The organism is uncultured Jannaschia sp., assembly GCF_947494025.1.
Lineage (GTDB): Bacteria > Pseudomonadota > Alphaproteobacteria > Rhodobacterales > Rhodobacteraceae > Jannaschia.
This window is the reverse complement of the sequence record NZ_CANLTQ010000002.1, coordinates 445,003-460,082: the sequence shown is the minus strand read 5'-3', so window position 1 is coordinate 460,082 and position 15,080 is coordinate 445,003. Positions and strand designations below refer to the sequence as shown.

12 protein-coding genes and 1 riboswitch are annotated in these 15,080 nt (G+C 70.1%); of the genes, 3 read left to right on the top strand and 9 right to left on the bottom strand.

Annotation, left to right across the window (positions count from 1 at the left end; genetic code table 11):
* Nucleotides 1-24: 24 nt before the first annotated feature.
* The 5 genes from Q1B08_RS05915 to Q1B08_RS05895 form a co-directional block, all read right to left on the bottom strand.
* On the bottom strand, nt 25-1,143 hold the full coding sequence (locus Q1B08_RS05915; RefSeq protein ID WP_299816109.1) for an SPFH domain-containing protein: 1,119 nt from the start codon (nt 1,141-1,143) through the stop codon (nt 25-27).
* A 26-nt stretch (nt 1,144-1,169) separates the two neighbouring features.
* The gene (locus tag Q1B08_RS05910; protein WP_299816107.1) at nt 1,170-2,117 is read right to left on the bottom strand and encodes a DUF2927 domain-containing protein; all 948 of its coding nucleotides are present in this window, start codon (nt 2,115-2,117) and stop codon (nt 1,170-1,172) included.
* 4 nt (nt 2,118-2,121) lie between these two features.
* Entirely contained in the window at nt 2,122-3,315 is a 1,194-nt protein-coding gene (locus Q1B08_RS05905) for a toxic anion resistance protein (protein WP_299816105.1), read from the bottom strand.
* A gap of 3 nt (nt 3,316-3,318) precedes the next feature.
* Nucleotides 3,319-4,200, bottom strand: a complete 882-nt coding sequence (locus Q1B08_RS05900) for a 5-bromo-4-chloroindolyl phosphate hydrolysis family protein (RefSeq protein ID WP_299816103.1) — start codon at nt 4,198-4,200, stop codon at nt 3,319-3,321.
* A gap of 163 nt (nt 4,201-4,363) precedes the next feature.
* Entirely contained in the window at nt 4,364-5,047 is a 684-nt protein-coding gene (locus Q1B08_RS05895; RefSeq protein ID WP_299816101.1) for a glutathione S-transferase N-terminal domain-containing protein, read from the bottom strand.
* Nucleotides 5,048-5,147: 100 nt separating this feature from the next.
* Nucleotides 5,148-5,224: riboswitch (SAM riboswitch) on the top strand.
* Nucleotides 5,225-5,274: 50 nt separating this feature from the next.
* Here Q1B08_RS05895 and metZ point away from each other — a divergent pair.
* The 3 genes from metZ to chrA all read left to right on the top strand — a co-directional run bounded on the left by metZ (nt 5,275) and on the right by chrA (nt 8,924).
* Complete coding sequence (metZ, locus tag Q1B08_RS05890; RefSeq protein WP_299816099.1) at nt 5,275-6,468, top strand: O-succinylhomoserine sulfhydrylase; 1,194 nt, start codon at nt 5,275-5,277, stop codon at nt 6,466-6,468.
* 187 nt (nt 6,469-6,655) lie between these two features.
* Nucleotides 6,656-7,687 carry a GTP cyclohydrolase FolE2 gene (gene folE2 / locus Q1B08_RS05885; protein ID WP_299816097.1) on the top strand — a complete coding sequence of 344 codons (1,032 nt, stop codon included), beginning with the start codon at nt 6,656-6,658 and terminating at the stop codon, nt 7,685-7,687.
* A gap of 28 nt (nt 7,688-7,715) precedes the next feature.
* Nucleotides 7,716-8,924 carry a chromate efflux transporter gene (chrA, locus tag Q1B08_RS05880; protein ID WP_299816095.1) on the top strand — a complete coding sequence of 403 codons (1,209 nt, stop codon included), beginning with the start codon at nt 7,716-7,718 and terminating at the stop codon, nt 8,922-8,924.
* 138 nt (nt 8,925-9,062) lie between these two features.
* Here chrA and glmM read toward each other — a convergent pair whose 3' ends face one another.
* The 4 genes from glmM to Q1B08_RS05860 form a co-directional block, all read right to left on the bottom strand.
* Entirely contained in the window at nt 9,063-10,406 is a 1,344-nt protein-coding gene (gene glmM, locus Q1B08_RS05875) for a phosphoglucosamine mutase (RefSeq protein WP_299816093.1), read from the bottom strand.
* The gene (gene folP, locus Q1B08_RS05870; RefSeq protein WP_299816091.1) at nt 10,387-11,379 is read right to left on the bottom strand and encodes a dihydropteroate synthase; all 993 of its coding nucleotides are present in this window, start codon (nt 11,377-11,379) and stop codon (nt 10,387-10,389) included. The genes glmM and folP overlap by 20 nt, the downstream gene beginning before the upstream one ends.
* Nucleotides 11,376-12,248, bottom strand: a complete 873-nt coding sequence (locus Q1B08_RS05865) for a dihydroneopterin aldolase (RefSeq protein ID WP_299816089.1) — start codon at nt 12,246-12,248, stop codon at nt 11,376-11,378. The genes folP and Q1B08_RS05865 overlap by 4 nt, the downstream gene beginning before the upstream one ends.
* A 184-nt stretch (nt 12,249-12,432) precedes the next feature.
* The gene (locus tag Q1B08_RS05860) at nt 12,433-14,982 is read right to left on the bottom strand and encodes a putative PEP-binding protein (RefSeq protein WP_299816087.1); all 2,550 of its coding nucleotides are present in this window, start codon (nt 14,980-14,982) and stop codon (nt 12,433-12,435) included.
* Nucleotides 14,983-15,080: the final 98 nt, after the last annotated feature.

Below are 15,080 nucleotides of genomic sequence, written 5' to 3'. Positions count from 1 at the left end.
GCCACGAAGTTTCGCGGCTTGCCGTCACGAGCCCGGCGGCGGTGGCGGGGGCATCACGGTGAAGAGCTGCGCTAGCTCCGCCACGTCCTCCGCCTTCTGCCAGCCGTCCTGCCCCTGCGTCCAGACATAGGTCTCGCGCGCGACCTCGCCCTCCGCGACCATGCGGCCCAGACGCGCCTTGGAGAACGGCCCGCTCGTCGCGCCGCCCTTCGCGACGTGCCAGACATGCTCGACCGGGGGCGGAGGGGGCGGCGCGGCCTGCGACGCTTGCGCCCCGGCGGGACGCGGACCCCAGGGGCCGGGCGCCATCATGCTGCCCATCGCCATGCCCATGCCTGCGCCGAGCCCCATTCCCATGCCGGAGCCGGGCGTTGTGGCCGCGTTCTGCATCGCCTCGGAGGCGGCGAAATGGCGGTACTTCTCCAGATCACCCAGCACGCCCATCGACGTGCGCTTGTCGAGCGCGGCTTCCACGGCGGGCGGCAGCGAGATGTTCTCGACATAGAGCTCGGGCACCGTGATCCCGTATTCGGCCGTCGTGGCCGAGATCTGCTCAGCCACGATCCGGCCCAGCTCGTCGGTGTTGGCCGCCATGTCGAGGACCGGGATCCGGCTCGATGCCAGCGCGCGCGAGGCGGCCTGCACGATCATGTTGCGGATCTGGAACTGGATCTCGTCGCGGGTGAACTCGCCGTCGGTTCCCACGATCTCCGTGAGGAACCGCCCCGGATCGCTGACCTTGATCGCGTAGCTGCCGAAGGCGCGCAGGCGGACCGGCCCGAACTCGGGGTCGCGCAGCGTGACCGGGTTCTTGGTGCCCCATTTCAGGTCCGTCATCCGCGTGGTCGAGACGAAGTAGATCTCCGACTTGAAGGGCGAGCGGAAGCCGTGATCCCAATGCTGTAGCGTGGTCATCACCGGCATGTTGTTCGTTTCGAGCATGTAGAGCCCGGGCATGAACACGTCGGCGAGCTGCCCTTCGTGCACGAAGACCGCCGCCTGGCCCTCGCGCACCGTGAGCTTGGCGCCGTACTTGATCTCGTGGCCGTAGCGCTCGAACCGGTGGACCAGTGTGTCGCGCGTGCCGTCCGTCCATTCGATGACGTCGACGAACTGGCCGGAAAGGAAGTCGAAGATGGGCATGGGCGTCTCCTGATCGGGGGGCGGCGTCAGACCGGGGCGTCCTCGGGGCGCAGTTCGGCGGCGATGCGGCGGATAAGGGGGCGGGCCTCCTCCGCGGCCATTCCGACCTCGAGGCGGGGATCGTAGAGCATCCGCAGCAGGAGCTCGTCCTGCCGGGTGAGCAGGGCGTATTCCTCGTCGTCGTTGAAGATCGACGGATTGACGTCGAAGCTGTCGTTGGCGAGGCCCAGCCCCTGCGCGATTTCCTCGTGGTAGCAGGACTGGCGGAACAGGTCGGGATGTTCCGACCGCACGAAGGCGATGGCCGAGACGTAGGCGTTCGGCCGCTCCGACGCGGAGGAGGCGTAGACGGCGCAATAGGTCGTCCAGTCGAGCCGCGCGATTTCCCGGATCGTGGTCCGCGCGAGGCCCGGCTCCGCGGCCGCGATGGCGGGGCCGAGCGCGCGCTGCTCGTCCACGGAGGCCACGAAGACGTGGAAGTTCCCGCCCGTCTCCACAAGATCGATCGGGTGATCCGTCAGGCGGGCCAGGCGCTCCAGATAGCTTTGCACCCGGACGCGATCCGTCCGGCGCGTGGCCTCGGGAACGGACGGGCCGAAATGCAGCTCCACCCGCACCGGCCCTTCCCAGCGGCGAAGCTGCGCCCGGCTTTGTCGCGGCACGAACCCGGTTTCCGTCTCCGCGTATTCGGAGAACAGCGCGATGCGCTCGAAGTTGCGCGCGAGCTGCGCGGCATCGAAGGTCTCGGCATCCGGTCCGCCGTCGCGCTTGAGCAGACCCTGCGAAAGCAGACGTCCCTGAAGGTTGGCATAGAATGCCCGCGCGTCCCGGCTTTCCGCGGAGACGGCCCCCGACGGCGCCGGCGGCCGGGCGGGGCGCGTCTTCGGGATCGGCGACGGCTCGACCGGCTCCGGCGACATCGGCTGGCAGGCGGCGAGCGTCAGGGCGACGGGAAGGAGAAAGGCGGCGCGCATCCGCTCAGCCGTTCGGAACCGAGTTGCCGGCATTGGTGCCGACCCCGTCGCGGCGGGCGCTGGCGGAGGCGAGCGTCTCGCGCAGCTCCGCCTCCATCCGCTGCATCTCCCGTTCGGCCTCGGCCCGCTTGGCCTTGCCCTCGTCGGCGATCTGCAGGCTTTCGTTGATGGTCGCCACGAGGTCGTCGTTCGCCCGCCGCACGGCCTCGATGTCGAAGACGCCGCGCTCCGTCTCGGTGCGGACGATCTTGTTGGCATCGCGCAGGTTCTTCGCGTTCGCCGTCAGCAACTCGTTCGTCAGGTCGTTCGCATCGCGCACCGCCTCCGCGGCCTCGCGCGAGCGCTGGATCGTGACCGCCTGCGCCAGCTGCGTCTCCCAGAGCGGGACGGTGTTGACGAGGGTAGAGTTGATTTTCGTCACCAGCGACTTGTCGTTCTCCTGCACCAGCCGGATCGAGGGCAGGGACTGCATCGTGACCTGCCGGGTGAGCTTCAGGTCATGGACCCGCCGCTCCAGGTCGTCCCGCGCCGACCGCAGGTCGCGCAACGCCTGCGTGGCGATCATCCGGTCGCCCTCGGGCAGGGTCTCGACGGTTCGCTCCTGCGCGGGAATGGTCTCGGCGTCGAGTTCCGCGAGCTTCGCCTCGCCCGCGGCGATGTAGAGGCCGAGCTCGCGGTAGAAATCGAGCGTCTTCTCGTAGAGCTTGTCGAGCGACTTGATGTCCTTCAGGAGCACGTGTTCGTGGCGCAGCAGATCCCCCGTCACCTTGTCGATCTGCGCCTGCACGTCCTCGAAACGCGCGACGAACTTGGAGAACGGCGCCGCCCGGCCGACGAGCTTCTCCCACCAGGACCGTTTGCGGCGCACGTCGAGCTCGCTCACCGAGAAGCCGCGGATGGTGGAGACCATGGCGCGCAGGCTGTCGCCGGCCGGGCCCACATCCTTGTTCTTGACGTCCTGCAGCATCGACTGGCTGATCTGCTGCAACTCGGCCTGCGCCCCGGCGCCGAACTCGATGATCGACTGCGTGTTCGTCATGTCGAGCCGGTCCATCCGCGCGCGGATCTCGGCGGCGACGGGTTCGGGGGCGGTGGCGAGCGACGTGACCTCGCCCGCAGGTTCGGGCAGGCTCAGCGTGGAGACCTCGTCGATCTCGGTCGCCGTCTCCGCGGCCTTCTGCCTCGTGGCGGTGTCCATGGCTCACTCTCCTGTTGGCAGGCCGTCGGCCTTCAATCGATCCCGAAGCACCTCGATCTCGACATCGAGATCGGTCCGGTCGGAAATCAACAACGTTTCGCGACGTGCATCCATCGCACGTTCCAGATCGTCGAGAAGGCTGAAATAGTCCACCTTCGCCTGCCGGTCGCGCGTTGCGGCGTAGAGATCGGCGAACTTCGCCGTCGCGTCGCGCGCACCCATCAGATAGACCGACAGGAACTTTCGCGCGGCGTTCAGGTCGCGCGGATCGTCCTCCACCACGCGGAACATCTCCCGCGCGGTGGCCGACACGCGGGCCACGCGGGCTTCCGCATCACGGTCCTTCGCGCGCAGCACGGCGTCCTGCATGGCGGTCAAGTAGACCTCCGCCTCCTCGATCGTGCGGGCGACGCGCTCGGTCTGGAACGTGTCGACGCCCTCCATCCCCTTGTCGCGCATCGGGTCGGGACCGAAGGCCACGACGTGCAGTCCCCCCGCGATCAGCCCGTAGAGCAATCCCGGAAGCAGCCCGTCCAGCCCCGTCATCGCGCCCAGCATGACGCCTGCGCCGACGGCCACCCCGCCGAAGGCCTTGCGCGGGATCGCGGGCCGGCGTGCGATGCGGCGCTCGCTCCAGCGGGCCTCCGCCAGCAGGCCTTCGCGCGTGAGGTAGGCGCCGCCGGAGATTGCCGCCCCGGCGAGCAGGCAGCCCGCCATCGCGACCGGCCCGTCCTGTCCGAAGGCGGCCAGCACCGGGATCGCGCCGAGCAGCATCAGGAACGTCGTCCGTGCCCGGCCGCGCAGGGGCGGCCGCATCGCGGCGGGCACACGCGACCCGGCCTGTCCGCCGCCCGGGGAATAGCGTCCGCCGAACCGTCGCGCCATCAGAGGCCACCGCCGTCGAGCACGCCCGCGCCGGCCAGCACCACCAGCACCGCGAGCGCCGCGAAGGCGATCTTCCGCACGCCGTCGGACCCCATGAAACTTCTCCTCGATCCTGTCGCGCCATCCTATGGCAGACGCCGCGCGGGAAACCAGTGCCGGACCCTCAGCCGGTCGTGAGTGTTGCCCGCCAATCGGTCGCGGCCGTCGGATCGCGCCGCAGATCCGCCCGAAGCGCGCGGCCGGCCCGTACGCCCGGCCGGTCGGCGACCTCCTCCAGCCAGCGCGCCATCCCCGGCTTGTCGTCGAGCGTCTGCGCCTGACCCTTCCAGAGCGAGGCCCAGGGCCAGATCGCCATGTCGGCGATGGTGAACCCGTCGCCCGCCACGAACCGCCTCGCCCTGAGCTTTTGGTCGAGCAGGCCGTAAAGGCGCGCGACCTCGGCGCGGTAACGCGCCTTCGCATAAGGAACGTCCTCGCGCGCGAATTTCAAGAAATGGTGCGTCTGTCCGGCCATCGGCCCGAGCCCGCCCATCTGCCACATCAGCCATTCGTCGACCGCGATCCGCTCACGTTCCGTCTCGCCACAGAAGCGCCCGGTCTTGCGCGCCAAGTATTGCAGGATCGCGCCGCTCTCGAAGATCGGGATCGGCGCGCCGTCCGGCCCGTCCGGATCGACGATGGCGGGGATCTTGTTGTTGGGGCTGATCTTCAGAAAGGCCGGGTCGAACTGCGCGTCCGCACCGATATCCACGAGCCGCAGATCGTAGGGCAAATCGAACTCATGGAGCGCGATGGAGATCTTCCAGCCGTTCGGCGTCGGCCAGTAATAAAATTCGATCGGGGCCATGGCGTTCCTCCGTCTGCTCGCCCCGGATCTTTCGACGCGCGGGCCGTCGGATGCAACCCGTCGCGACCCCCGCCTTGACCGACCCGCGGCCCCGGAGTAACGCCGCGGGCGAGGGGATTTGAACCAGCTTGCGGCCCTCGCGAAACAATCCGCTAAAGAGATCCGGGACGTCCGCGTCCGCATCCTCCGAGACTCTGGTGCCCCGCGACCCGAAGGAGGTCTTCGAGATGAAAGACAATTCGTCCCGCCCGCGCAATCCGCGCACGCTCGCCGTCCATGCCGGCACCCGCCGCTCGCAATACGGCGAGGTGTCGGAGGCGATGTTCCTGACGCAGGGCTTCGTCTACGAGAGCGCCGAGGCCGCCGAGGCGCGGTTCCTCGACGCCACGCGGGAGGAATTCATCTATGCCCGCTACGGCAACCCGACCGTCGCCATGTTCGAGGACCGGATCGCCGCGATCGAGGGGACGGAGGATGCCTTCGCCACCGCGTCCGGCATGGCCGCGGTCAATGGTGCGCTGGTTTCGATGCTTCGTGCCGGCGACCACGTCGTCGCGGCCCGGGCGCTGTTCGGCTCCTGCCTCTACATTCTGGAGGAGATCCTGCCGCGCTACGGGGTGGAGGTCACGCTGGTCGACGGCACCGATCTCGATGCCTGGCGCGGGGCAATCCGCGAGGGCACCAGGGCCGTCTTCTTCGAAAGCGTCTCCAACCCCGCGCTGGAGGTGGTCGACATCCGCGCCGTCGCCGACCTCGCGCATGCGGCAGGCGCCACGGTCGTCGTCGACAACGTCTTCGCCACGCCCACCTTCTCCCGCGCGCTGGAGCTCGGGGCCGACGTCGTCGTTTATTCCACCACCAAGCATATCGACGGGCAGGGACGCTGCCTCGGCGGGGTGATCTGCGGGACGCGGGACTACGTTCGCAAGATCGCCGAACCCTATCTCAAGCATACCGGCGGGTCGATGTCGCCGTTCAACGCCTGGGTCATGCTGAAGGGGCTCGAAACGCTCGACCTCCGCGTGCGCGCGCAGGCGGAAGCGGCGGAGCGTCTGGCCCGCGCGGTCGAGGGGCATCCCAAGCTCGCCCGCGTCATCCACCCTCATCTCGCGAGCCATCCCCAGCAGGCGCTCGCCCGCGCGCAGATGGAGCGGGGCGGAACCGTGCTCGCGCTCGACCTCGCCGGCGGCAAGGAGGCTGCGTTCCGCTTCCTGAACGCCCTCGAGATCGTGCTGATCTCCAACAATCTGGGCGACGCCAAATCGATCGCGACCCATCCCGCGACCACGACGCACCAACGCCTGCCCGACGAGCAGAAGGCCGCGCTCGGCATCACGCCGGGCCTCGTCCGCCTGTCCGTCGGACTGGAGGACGCGGACGATCTTCTGGCCGACATCGAGGCCGCGCTCGACGCCGCCTGACGGACCGGCATCGTCCGCGTCTTCCTGATCCGGAAACTCATGGCGTCCGCATGCCGCCGGGCGCGGCGCCTTCGGCGGGGCTGCCCGGGCTGTGTTCCGGGCGCCGTTCGCGGGCGTCGGGGCTGGACATGGACGACGGAAATGGCCACCTGTGGCCACGCAAGCGCGAACCGAAGGGAGGGGCGACATGAACGTCCTGCATCCGGACATTGACCGCGAGCCGACCGAGGCGGAGGCGCGGGGCGCGCTCGACCTTCTGGAACGCTACGCCCTGAGCGGGCAACCCGCCATCGGCGGCTATTACCCGGCACTTGCCGCGTCCTATCCCGACCATTCCGTGGACGAGGCCTACCGCGCCACGCTTCCCGACATGCAGAACGGCCCCGCGAGCACGATCCGCGGCGCCGACCGGATGATCCAGCATGTCGGCGTCGCGGGGTTCCGCCTACCCATGCAGATCGCGACGCGGGCCGGTCCGCGCGAGGTGGACGTCGCCGTGACCGGCACGGTCAGCCTCGACGCCGGCGCCAAGGGCATCAACATGAGCCGCATCCTACGGTCCTTCTACGACCATGCCGAAGCCCTCGACTTCGCGAGCGTCGAGGCCGCGCTGGAGGCCTGCCGGCGCGAGATCGACGCCGTCGATGCCCGCCTTCTGCTGCGCTTCGCACTGCCGCTCCGGGTGGACAGCCTGCGCTCCGGTTTGACGGGCTGGCAATATTACGATGTCGCGATGGAAGTCTTGCATGGCGGTGACGGGCCGCGTCGCATCCTGCATCTGGACTACGTCTATTCCTCCACCTGCCCCTGCTCGCTCGAGCTTTCGGAGCATGCCCGCCGCACACGGGGGCAACTCGCCACGCCGCATTCGCAGCGATCGCTCGCCCGCATCTCCGTCGAGGTGACGGAGGACGTGACGCTGGAAGACCTGATCGACATGGCCCGCGCCAAGATCCCGACCGAGACGCAGGTCATGGTCAAGCGCGAGGACGAGCAGGCCTTCGCGGAGCTCAATGCCGCGAACCCGATCTTCGTGGAGGACGCGGTGCGCCTTCTCGCGGAGGGGCTGGCGGAACTGCCGGGCACGGCCGATTTCCGCGTCGCGGCAAGCCATCAGGAAAGTCTTCACAACCACGACGCTGTCTCCGTCCTCACCCACGGCACGCTTTTCGCCGGGGCGACACCGGACGCGCACCTTTTCCCCTCGCTGTCCGCCTGAGGTGACGCACCCGCCCGCCTGGGGGGAGATGGCGCGCGTGTTCGGGCGGATCGGTTTGCTGTCCTTTGGCGGGCCGGCGGCGCAGATCGCGCTCATGCATCGCGAATTGGTGGAGCGGCGGGATTGGCTCGAGGAGGAGACGTTCCTGCGGGGCCTCGGGTTCTGCACGCTCCTGCCGGGGCCGGAGGCGATGCAGCTCGCCACCTTCGCCGGCTGGCGGTTGCGGGGGACGGGCGGGGGACTTCTGGCGGGGCTTCTCTTCTTCGGGCCGGGCGCGGTCGTGATGATGGCGCTGGCGGCGCTCTACCTCGCCTACGGACGCCTGCCCCCGGTGGAGGCCGCGTTCCTCGGCATCAAAGCGGCGGCGCTGGCGATCGTGGCGGGCGCGCTCTGGAAGCTTCGGGCCAAGGCGCTCCGTGGGCGTGTCGCGCCCGTTCTCGCGGTGCTGGCCTTTCTGGCTCTCTTCATCTTCGGCGCGCCGTTCTGGGCCGTGCTTGGTACCGCGCTCCTCGTCGGCGCCCTGCGCGGCGGGACCGGGGAGGGGGGCGCGCCCGGCGGTCCGGCCCCTCGCACCGTGCGAACGATCGCGATCTGGCTCGCGATCTGGTGGACGCCGCTTCTCGCGCTCGTGGCGGTCGCGCCCGGTTCGACGCCGGCGGAGGCGGGGCTGTTCTTCAGCTGGCTCGCCACGATCAGTTTCGGCGGCGCCTATGCGGTGTTGGCCGCGCTGGCGCAGGTCGCGGTGGAGACGCAGGGCTGGCTCACGCCGGAGCAGATGGTCGACGGGCTCGGTCTCGCGGAGACGACGCCAGGCCCGCTCATCCTCGTTACCGTGTTCACCGGCTGGCTCGCCGGCGCGCCGGGCGGAACGGGCCTCGCGCTTCTTTCCGCGGGGGTCACGCTTTGGGCGACATTCGTGCCGTGCTTTCTGTGGATCTTCGCAGGCGCGCCGCATCTCGAACGGCTTGCCGCCAATCCGCGTCTCAGAGGCGCGCTGGACATGGTATCGGCGGCGGTGGCCGGGGTGATCGCCAACCTGTCGGTCTGGTTCGGCATCCATGTCCTGTTCCGCCGGGTCGCGGACACCACGCCCCCGATGCCGCTGCCGGCCTCGCTCGATCCCGCCGCGCTTGCGCTCGCCGTGTTCGCGTTCGGATGGCTGCTGGTCCTGAAGCGTCCGTTTCTGGAAACCCTCGCGCTCGCGGCGCTGGCCGGGCTCGGACTGCATTTCGTTTGAGCCGCGAACGCGTCGTCTTGCGGGTTTTGCCTGACCTGCAGGCCGGACGGCCCGCGTCCGCTCCTCATAGCGGGAGCTTCTCCTCCGAGCGCATCCGAGTGCTCCTCCTGCGCTCGACCAGACTGCCAGATCGCAGGATCAGACCGCGGCGCGCACCGCGTCGGCGACACGCTCCACCACGTCGTTCAGAAGCGCCGGATCCTCGCTTTCCGCCATGACGCGGATCAGCGGCTCCGTTCCCGAAGCGCGGATCAGGAGGCGTCCGTTGCCGTCGAGCCGTCCCTCCGCCTCGGTGATGGCCGATTGCACCTCGGTCCGGTCGAGCGGCGCCGCGCCACGTTCGTGGCGGACGTTTTCGAGCCTTTGCGGCACGCGCGCGAAGCTGTGCATCAGGTCGGCGGCGGGCTTCTCCGTCCGCACCATCTCCGCCAGGAATTGCAGCCCCGCGATCAGCCCGTCGCCGGTCGTCGCGTAATCGGTCATCACGATGTGACCCGACTGCTCGCCGCCGAGGTTGAACCCGTGGGCCCGCATCGCCTCGACCACGTAGCGGTCGCCGACCCGCGTGCGGTGCAGGTTCAGGCCGCGCGCGGCGAGAAAGCGCTCGAGCCCCAGATTGGACATCACCGTCGCGACGAGCGTGTCGCCCTTGAGCCGCCCCTCCGACGCCCAACGCGCCGCGAAAAGCGCCATCAACTGATCGCCGTCCGCGACGTTGCCATCGGCGTCGAGGATCATCACCCGGTCGGCGTCGCCGTCGAGCGAGATGCCCAGATCCGCCCCGTGGCTCACCACGGCTTCGGCGCAGGTGCCGGTCGCGGTTGAGCCGCAATCGAGATTGATGTTGCGGCCGTTGGGCGCGACCCCGACGGTGACGACCTCCGCCCCGAGCTCGGACAGCACGTCGGGCGCGGCGCGGTAGGCGGCGCCGTTCGCGCAGTCGATCACGATCTTGAGCCCTTCGAGCGTCATGCCCGGCGGGATCGTCGTCTTGGCGTATTCGATGTAGCGGCCGAGTCCGTCGTCGATGCGCTTGGCGCGGCCGATATTCGGCGCGTCGGCCGGGGCGACGCCGGCCCGCACCATCCGCTCGATCTCGGCCTCCGCCTCGTCGGACAGCTTGTAGCCGTCGGGGCCGAAGAACTTGATGCCATTGTCGTCCGCCGGGTTGTGGCTGGCGGAGATCATCACGCCCAGATCGGCGCGCATCGACCGCGCCAGAAGCCCCACGGCCGGCGTCGGCACGGGACCGAGGAGGAGGACGTTCATGCCGGTGGAGGTCAGCCCCGCCGTCAGCGCGTTCTCCAGCATGTAGCCCGATTGCCGGGTGTCCTTGCCGATCACCACCCGGTGCGCGGCCAGCCCGGTGCCCTCGCGCCGGAAATAAAGCCCCGCTGCCGCGCCGAGACGCAACGCCATCTCGGCCGTCATGTCGCCGTCGTTCGCCCGCCCCCGGACGCCGTCAGTGCCAAAGAGGCCCATCGATCCCTCCTGTCTCGCGCCAGAGTGCCAGACCCTGCGCCATCTCGGCCACGTCGTGGACGCGGTGCATCTGCACCCCTTGTGCCACGGCCGCGAGGGTGACTGCCAGCGTTCCGGGCATCCGCGTCGCCGCCTCCGGCGCCCCGCCGATCGTGCCCACGAAGCGCTTTCGGGAGGCGCCGAGCAGGATCGGCAGACCAAGCCCGTGAAAGACGGCGATCCGGCGCAGGAGCGCGAGGTTGTGCTCGGCCGTCTTGGCGAAGCCGATGCCCGGGTCGATCATGATCCGGTCGCGGGGAATACCGGCGGCCACGGCCGCGTCCACCCGTTCGGCCAGCGCGTCGTAGACGTCGAGCACCACATCGGCGTAGCGCGGGTCGTCCTGCATCGTCTCCGGCGTGCCGATGCTGTGCATGAGGCAGACCGGCGCGTTCGCGGCCGCGACCGTCTCCGCCATGTCCGGGTCGAAGGCCAGCGCCGAGACGTCGTTGACGAGACCCGCCCCCGCCTCGAGCGCCGCACGCGCCACCGCGGCCTTGCGCGTGTCGACGGAGATCGTCCGGCCCCGCAAGGCCTCGATCACCGGCAGGATGCGCGCGGCCTCCTCCTCGGTCGGCACCGCGCCCGCGCCGGGCCGCGTGCTCTCGCCCCCGATGTCGAGGATGTCGGCCGCGGCCATCGCTTCCGCCCGGGCGAGCGCGTCGGCGGGCGCGAGGAAACGGCCCCCGTCGGAGAAGCTGTCTGGCGTGACGTTGAGGATGCCCATGATCGAGGGCCGTTGGAACGTCACCCCGGCGATGGCGGGGCGCGGCGCGACGAGGGAAGCGAGCGTCGCGTCGGGGATCTCCGCCACCGGGACGACCTCCGGCGCATGGCCGCGTTCGAGGATCGCGGCCTGGTCGAACCGGCACCACCCGCCGGCGAGGCGCGGGCCGGTCGCGGCCCTCGCGGGAAGCGGAAGGACGTAGCTCATTCCCGCAGCGCCCGGGCGACCGCCTCGGCCGGAATCACATCGCGCGCGTCGAGCCGCTCGCCGATCCAGGCAGCCAGCGTGTCCGCCCGAAGGTCGGACGGCGGATCGGTCGCGTCGCCGACGGCTCGCGCGGGCGCCCAAAGGGCGACCCGGCGCTGCCGGAGCGACCAGTCCAGCTCCGTGCGCGTGGCGACCACGCTCAAACGGTCGTCGCGCGCCGCGACCTGCCAGGCCGCCTGCTCAACAGCGAGACAGTCGATCCGGCGCTGCGCCGTCGCCCCCGCGGCCTCCGGCGCGGGTCCATCGGGCGTGGCGACGAGAAGGACGGGTGCCTCGGCGATCAGCCGGTCCAGCAGACGCGGCAACCCGCGCGCGGAATGGGCACCGGACGGCAGGCACAGGATCCGTGGACGCGGGACCTCGGAGGCCGACGCGGCCTGACCCGGATGCGCGCGCGTCCGAACGATCTCGACGCCGAGCACGTAGGGCCCGCGGTCGAGCTTGCCGAGCCGGACACGGACGCGGGCGGCGCGGGCATGCGCCAGGATCTGCGCCGCGATGCGCTCCGCAAGCGTTTCGAGCAGGTTCAACCGCTCCGTCGCCAGCGCCGCGTCGATCGCGTCCGAAAGCGTGTCGTAACTCAGGATCCCGTCGACATCGTCGCCGGCCACCGCCTCGGGCGCCGGCGTCACTTCGGCTACGATGTCGAAACGGACGCGCTGCGTCTTGCCGCGCTCGCCCTGGAACGCGCCGATCTCGACCTCGCGGACATGTTCGGTCAACGAGATGCGGTCGCGCGGATCGCGGGTGACTTGCGTGCGCGGCGTTGCGAAGGCGGGGAAGGAATCGTCGGGGTCGGTCGGGATCATCGGGGCCATCCTTGGCGCAATGCTTTCCCAGACCACGTCGCCCGCCGGAGTGGAACCCTCCGCCGCGGCGCGGAACGCCGGAACCTTCCGGTTCCGCGTCCTTCCGCCGGAACGACGGATCCGCGGCCGGGTTCGGAATGACCTTGCCGAGCGCGACCCGTCATCGGGCGTTCGGGGTTTCGGATCAGCCCTCGGGCCGGCGCGCCTGGTCGTGCTTCGACGCCATCAGTGTCGCCTGCGCCGCCGCGAGCTTGGCGACCGGCACGCGGAATGGCGAGCAGCTGACGTAGTCGAACCCGGCCAGGCGGCAGAAGGCGATCGAGTCGGGATGCCCGCCATGCTCGCCGCAAAGGCCCAGCACGACGTCGGGCCGCGCCTTGCGCCCGCGGGACGCGCCGAGCAGCAGAAGCTCGCCAACCCCGTCGACGTCGAGCGTTCCGAACGGATCCTCCGGATAAACGCCCTCGTTGACATAGGCCGACATGAACCGGCCCGCATCGTCGCGCGACAGCCCGTAGGTCATCTGCGTGAGGTCGTTGGTCCCGAAGCTCAGGAACGAGGCGGTCTCGGCGATCTCGCCGGCGCGGAGCGCGGCACGGGGCGTCTCGACCATCACGCCGACGCGGTAGTCGAAGCCGGTCCCGCTCTCGTCGCGCACGGCGCCCGCGATGCCGTCGATCCGGCGCTTCACCAGCTCCACCTCGCGATGGGCGGTGACGAGGGGAATCATGATCTCCGGGTGGACGTCGTGCCCCGCCTCCTGCGCGGCCACGGTCGCCTCGAAGATGGCGCGGGCCTGCATTTCGTAGATTTCCGGAAGCACGATCCCGACGCGGACGCCGCGCATGCCCAGCATGGGGTTGTATTCCTGCATCGCCTCGATCCGGGTGCGCACCTCCGAAAGCGGCCGGTCGAGCGCCTCGGCCAGCGCCTGGATGCCGTCGGGGCCGGAGGGAAGGAATTCGTGGAGCGGCGGATCGAGAAGCCGGATGCAGACGGGCAGTCCCGACATCAGGCGGAACAGCTCGGTGAAGTCCTCCCGCTGCATCGGCAGGAGGCGTTCCAGCGCGGCGGCCCGGTCCGGTCCCGTCTCCGCGAAGATCATCTCCCGCATCACGGTGAGCCGTCCCTCCTCGAAGAACATGTGCTCCGTCCGGCACAGGCCGATCCCGTCGACCCCGAAGGTCCGCGACAGGGTGGCATCGGCGACCGTATCGGCATTGGCGCGCACGCCGATGTCGCGTACCGCGTCCGACCAAGACATGAGATCGCCGAACGCGCCGTCGAGCGCGGGCTCGTTGGTCGCGATCTTGCCCGACAGGACCTGGCCCGAAGAGCCGTCGACGGTGATCACGTCGCCCTCGGTCAGGGTCGACCCGTCGGGCAGGCGCACCTGCCTGTCGCGATAGCTTATCGTCAGACCCGTCGCGCCGGTGACGCAGGGCAGGCCGAGCCCGCGCGCGATCACGGCGGCATGACTGGTCGAGCCGCCGCGCTCGGTCAGGATGGCGTCGGCCGCATGCATGCCCCGAACGTCGTCGGGGGTCGTCTCCCGGCGCACCAGAATGCAGGGTTCGTCGCGCGCCAGCGCCGCCTGCGCGGCCGCGGCGTCGAAGACGATCCGGCCGGCCGCGGCGCCGGGAGAGGCGGCCACGCCGCGAGCGATCACCCGGCGTTCGGCGGAGGGGTCGATCTGCCGGTGGAGCAGGTGCGAGAGCGTCCCGGGCGCCACCCGCAGGAGCGCTTCGGAGCGCCGGATGATTCCGTCGCGGGCGAGCGCGGTGGCGATGGCGACCGAGGCGCGGGCCTCGCGCGGGCAGCGCACCGCGTCGAGCACGGCGAGCCGGCCCTGATCGATGGTGAACTCGACCTGCATCTCCTCGCGCAACCGCTCGCGGCAACGCGCGCCGATCGCGAGCAGCTCGGCATAGACCTCGGGCAGCGTGTCCTGCAGCGAGGGTCCGCGCGGGTCGCGGGTCAGGTAGAGCGCCTTCTCCCGGTGGCGCAGCGCCTCGCGCCCCATCGACTGGCCCATGTAGCGGCCCGTCACTTGCGGCTCGCCGGTGCCGGGGTCGACGAACTGCACCACGCCCGCGCCGGACTGGCCGGGGCCCATTCCCTGCGCCATGCGCTGCACGACCAATCCGAGACCGGCATCGGCGGGCGCGCCCTGCGCCTGCCGCAGAAGGCGCGCGGACGTTCCCTCCCAGGCCCGCGCCATGGAGCGCAGGACGGCGGCGAGCTGGTCGGCGGTGTTTTGCGGGAAAGGCGCGTCGATCTCGGCCTCGTAGACGTCGCGGGCGGCGGCGGGGGACTCGGCCTCCGCGAAGGCCTCCTCGTCGAGGCGCATCACCTCGATGGCGAAGGAGCGGATGAAGCGGAGGTAGAGACGGTCGGCGGTTTCGTCGCCTAAGGTCTTGGAAAGCCAGCTGTGGGACTGGTCGTTCATGCCGATGTTGAGGACGGCGTTGGGTCCGCCCCAATCGGCGGCCTCCGAGGAGGAGCGGACGGAAAGGAGCTTCGGCTGTCCGTCGAAGAGCGCGATCAGGGTGGTAAGGTCCGGCAGCCTGCCCTCGGCGATGCCGCGCACCGTGTCGAAGGAGAGCGCCACCGTCTGCGGGACCGGCAGGTCCATGCGGATAAGTCGTTGAAGACACTTGGCGCGATTGCCGTGACGGTCGACGTGAATGTCGGCCGTAGGGGTGATCTCGACGAATCCGGGCGTGTCCAGCATGTTCCTATCCTCGCAGATGCAGAATAGGTCGATGCCGCGGTGCGGCAAGCGTCATCGTGCAACGTGACGCAATGTCGTCCGCCGTTCGCTCCACCCTG

Bases quoted from the DNA above. Each gene is read 5' to 3' on its own strand.
- Q1B08_RS05905 (WP_299816105.1), bottom strand. From the start codon at position 3,315: ATGGACACCGCCACGAGGCAGAAGGCCGCGGAGACGGCGACCGAGATC.
- metZ (WP_299816099.1), top strand. From the start codon at position 5,275: ATGAAAGACAATTCGTCCCGCCCGCGCAATCCGCGCACGCTCGCCGTC.
- Q1B08_RS05910 (WP_299816107.1), bottom strand. From the start codon at position 2,117: ATGCGCGCCGCCTTTCTCCTTCCCGTCGCCCTGACGCTCGCCGCCTGC.
- Q1B08_RS05895 (WP_299816101.1), bottom strand. From the start codon at position 5,047: ATGGCCCCGATCGAATTTTATTACTGGCCGACGCCGAACGGCTGGAAG.
- Q1B08_RS05915 (WP_299816109.1), bottom strand. From the start codon at position 1,143: ATGCCCATCTTCGACTTCCTTTCCGGCCAGTTCGTCGACGTCATCGAA.
- Q1B08_RS05860 (WP_299816087.1), bottom strand. From the start codon at position 14,982: ATGCTGGACACGCCCGGATTCGTCGAGATCACCCCTACGGCCGACATT.
- glmM (WP_299816093.1), bottom strand. From the start codon at position 10,406: ATGGGCCTCTTTGGCACTGACGGCGTCCGGGGGCGGGCGAACGACGGC.
- chrA (WP_299816095.1), top strand. From the start codon at position 7,716: ATGGCGCGCGTGTTCGGGCGGATCGGTTTGCTGTCCTTTGGCGGGCCG.
- folP (WP_299816091.1), bottom strand. From the start codon at position 11,379: ATGAGCTACGTCCTTCCGCTTCCCGCGAGGGCCGCGACCGGCCCGCGC.
- Q1B08_RS05865 (WP_299816089.1), bottom strand. From the start codon at position 12,248: ATGATCCCGACCGACCCCGACGATTCCTTCCCCGCCTTCGCAACGCCG.
- folE2 (WP_299816097.1), top strand. From the start codon at position 6,656: ATGAACGTCCTGCATCCGGACATTGACCGCGAGCCGACCGAGGCGGAG.
- Q1B08_RS05900 (WP_299816103.1), bottom strand. From the start codon at position 4,200: ATGGCGCGACGGTTCGGCGGACGCTATTCCCCGGGCGGCGGACAGGCC.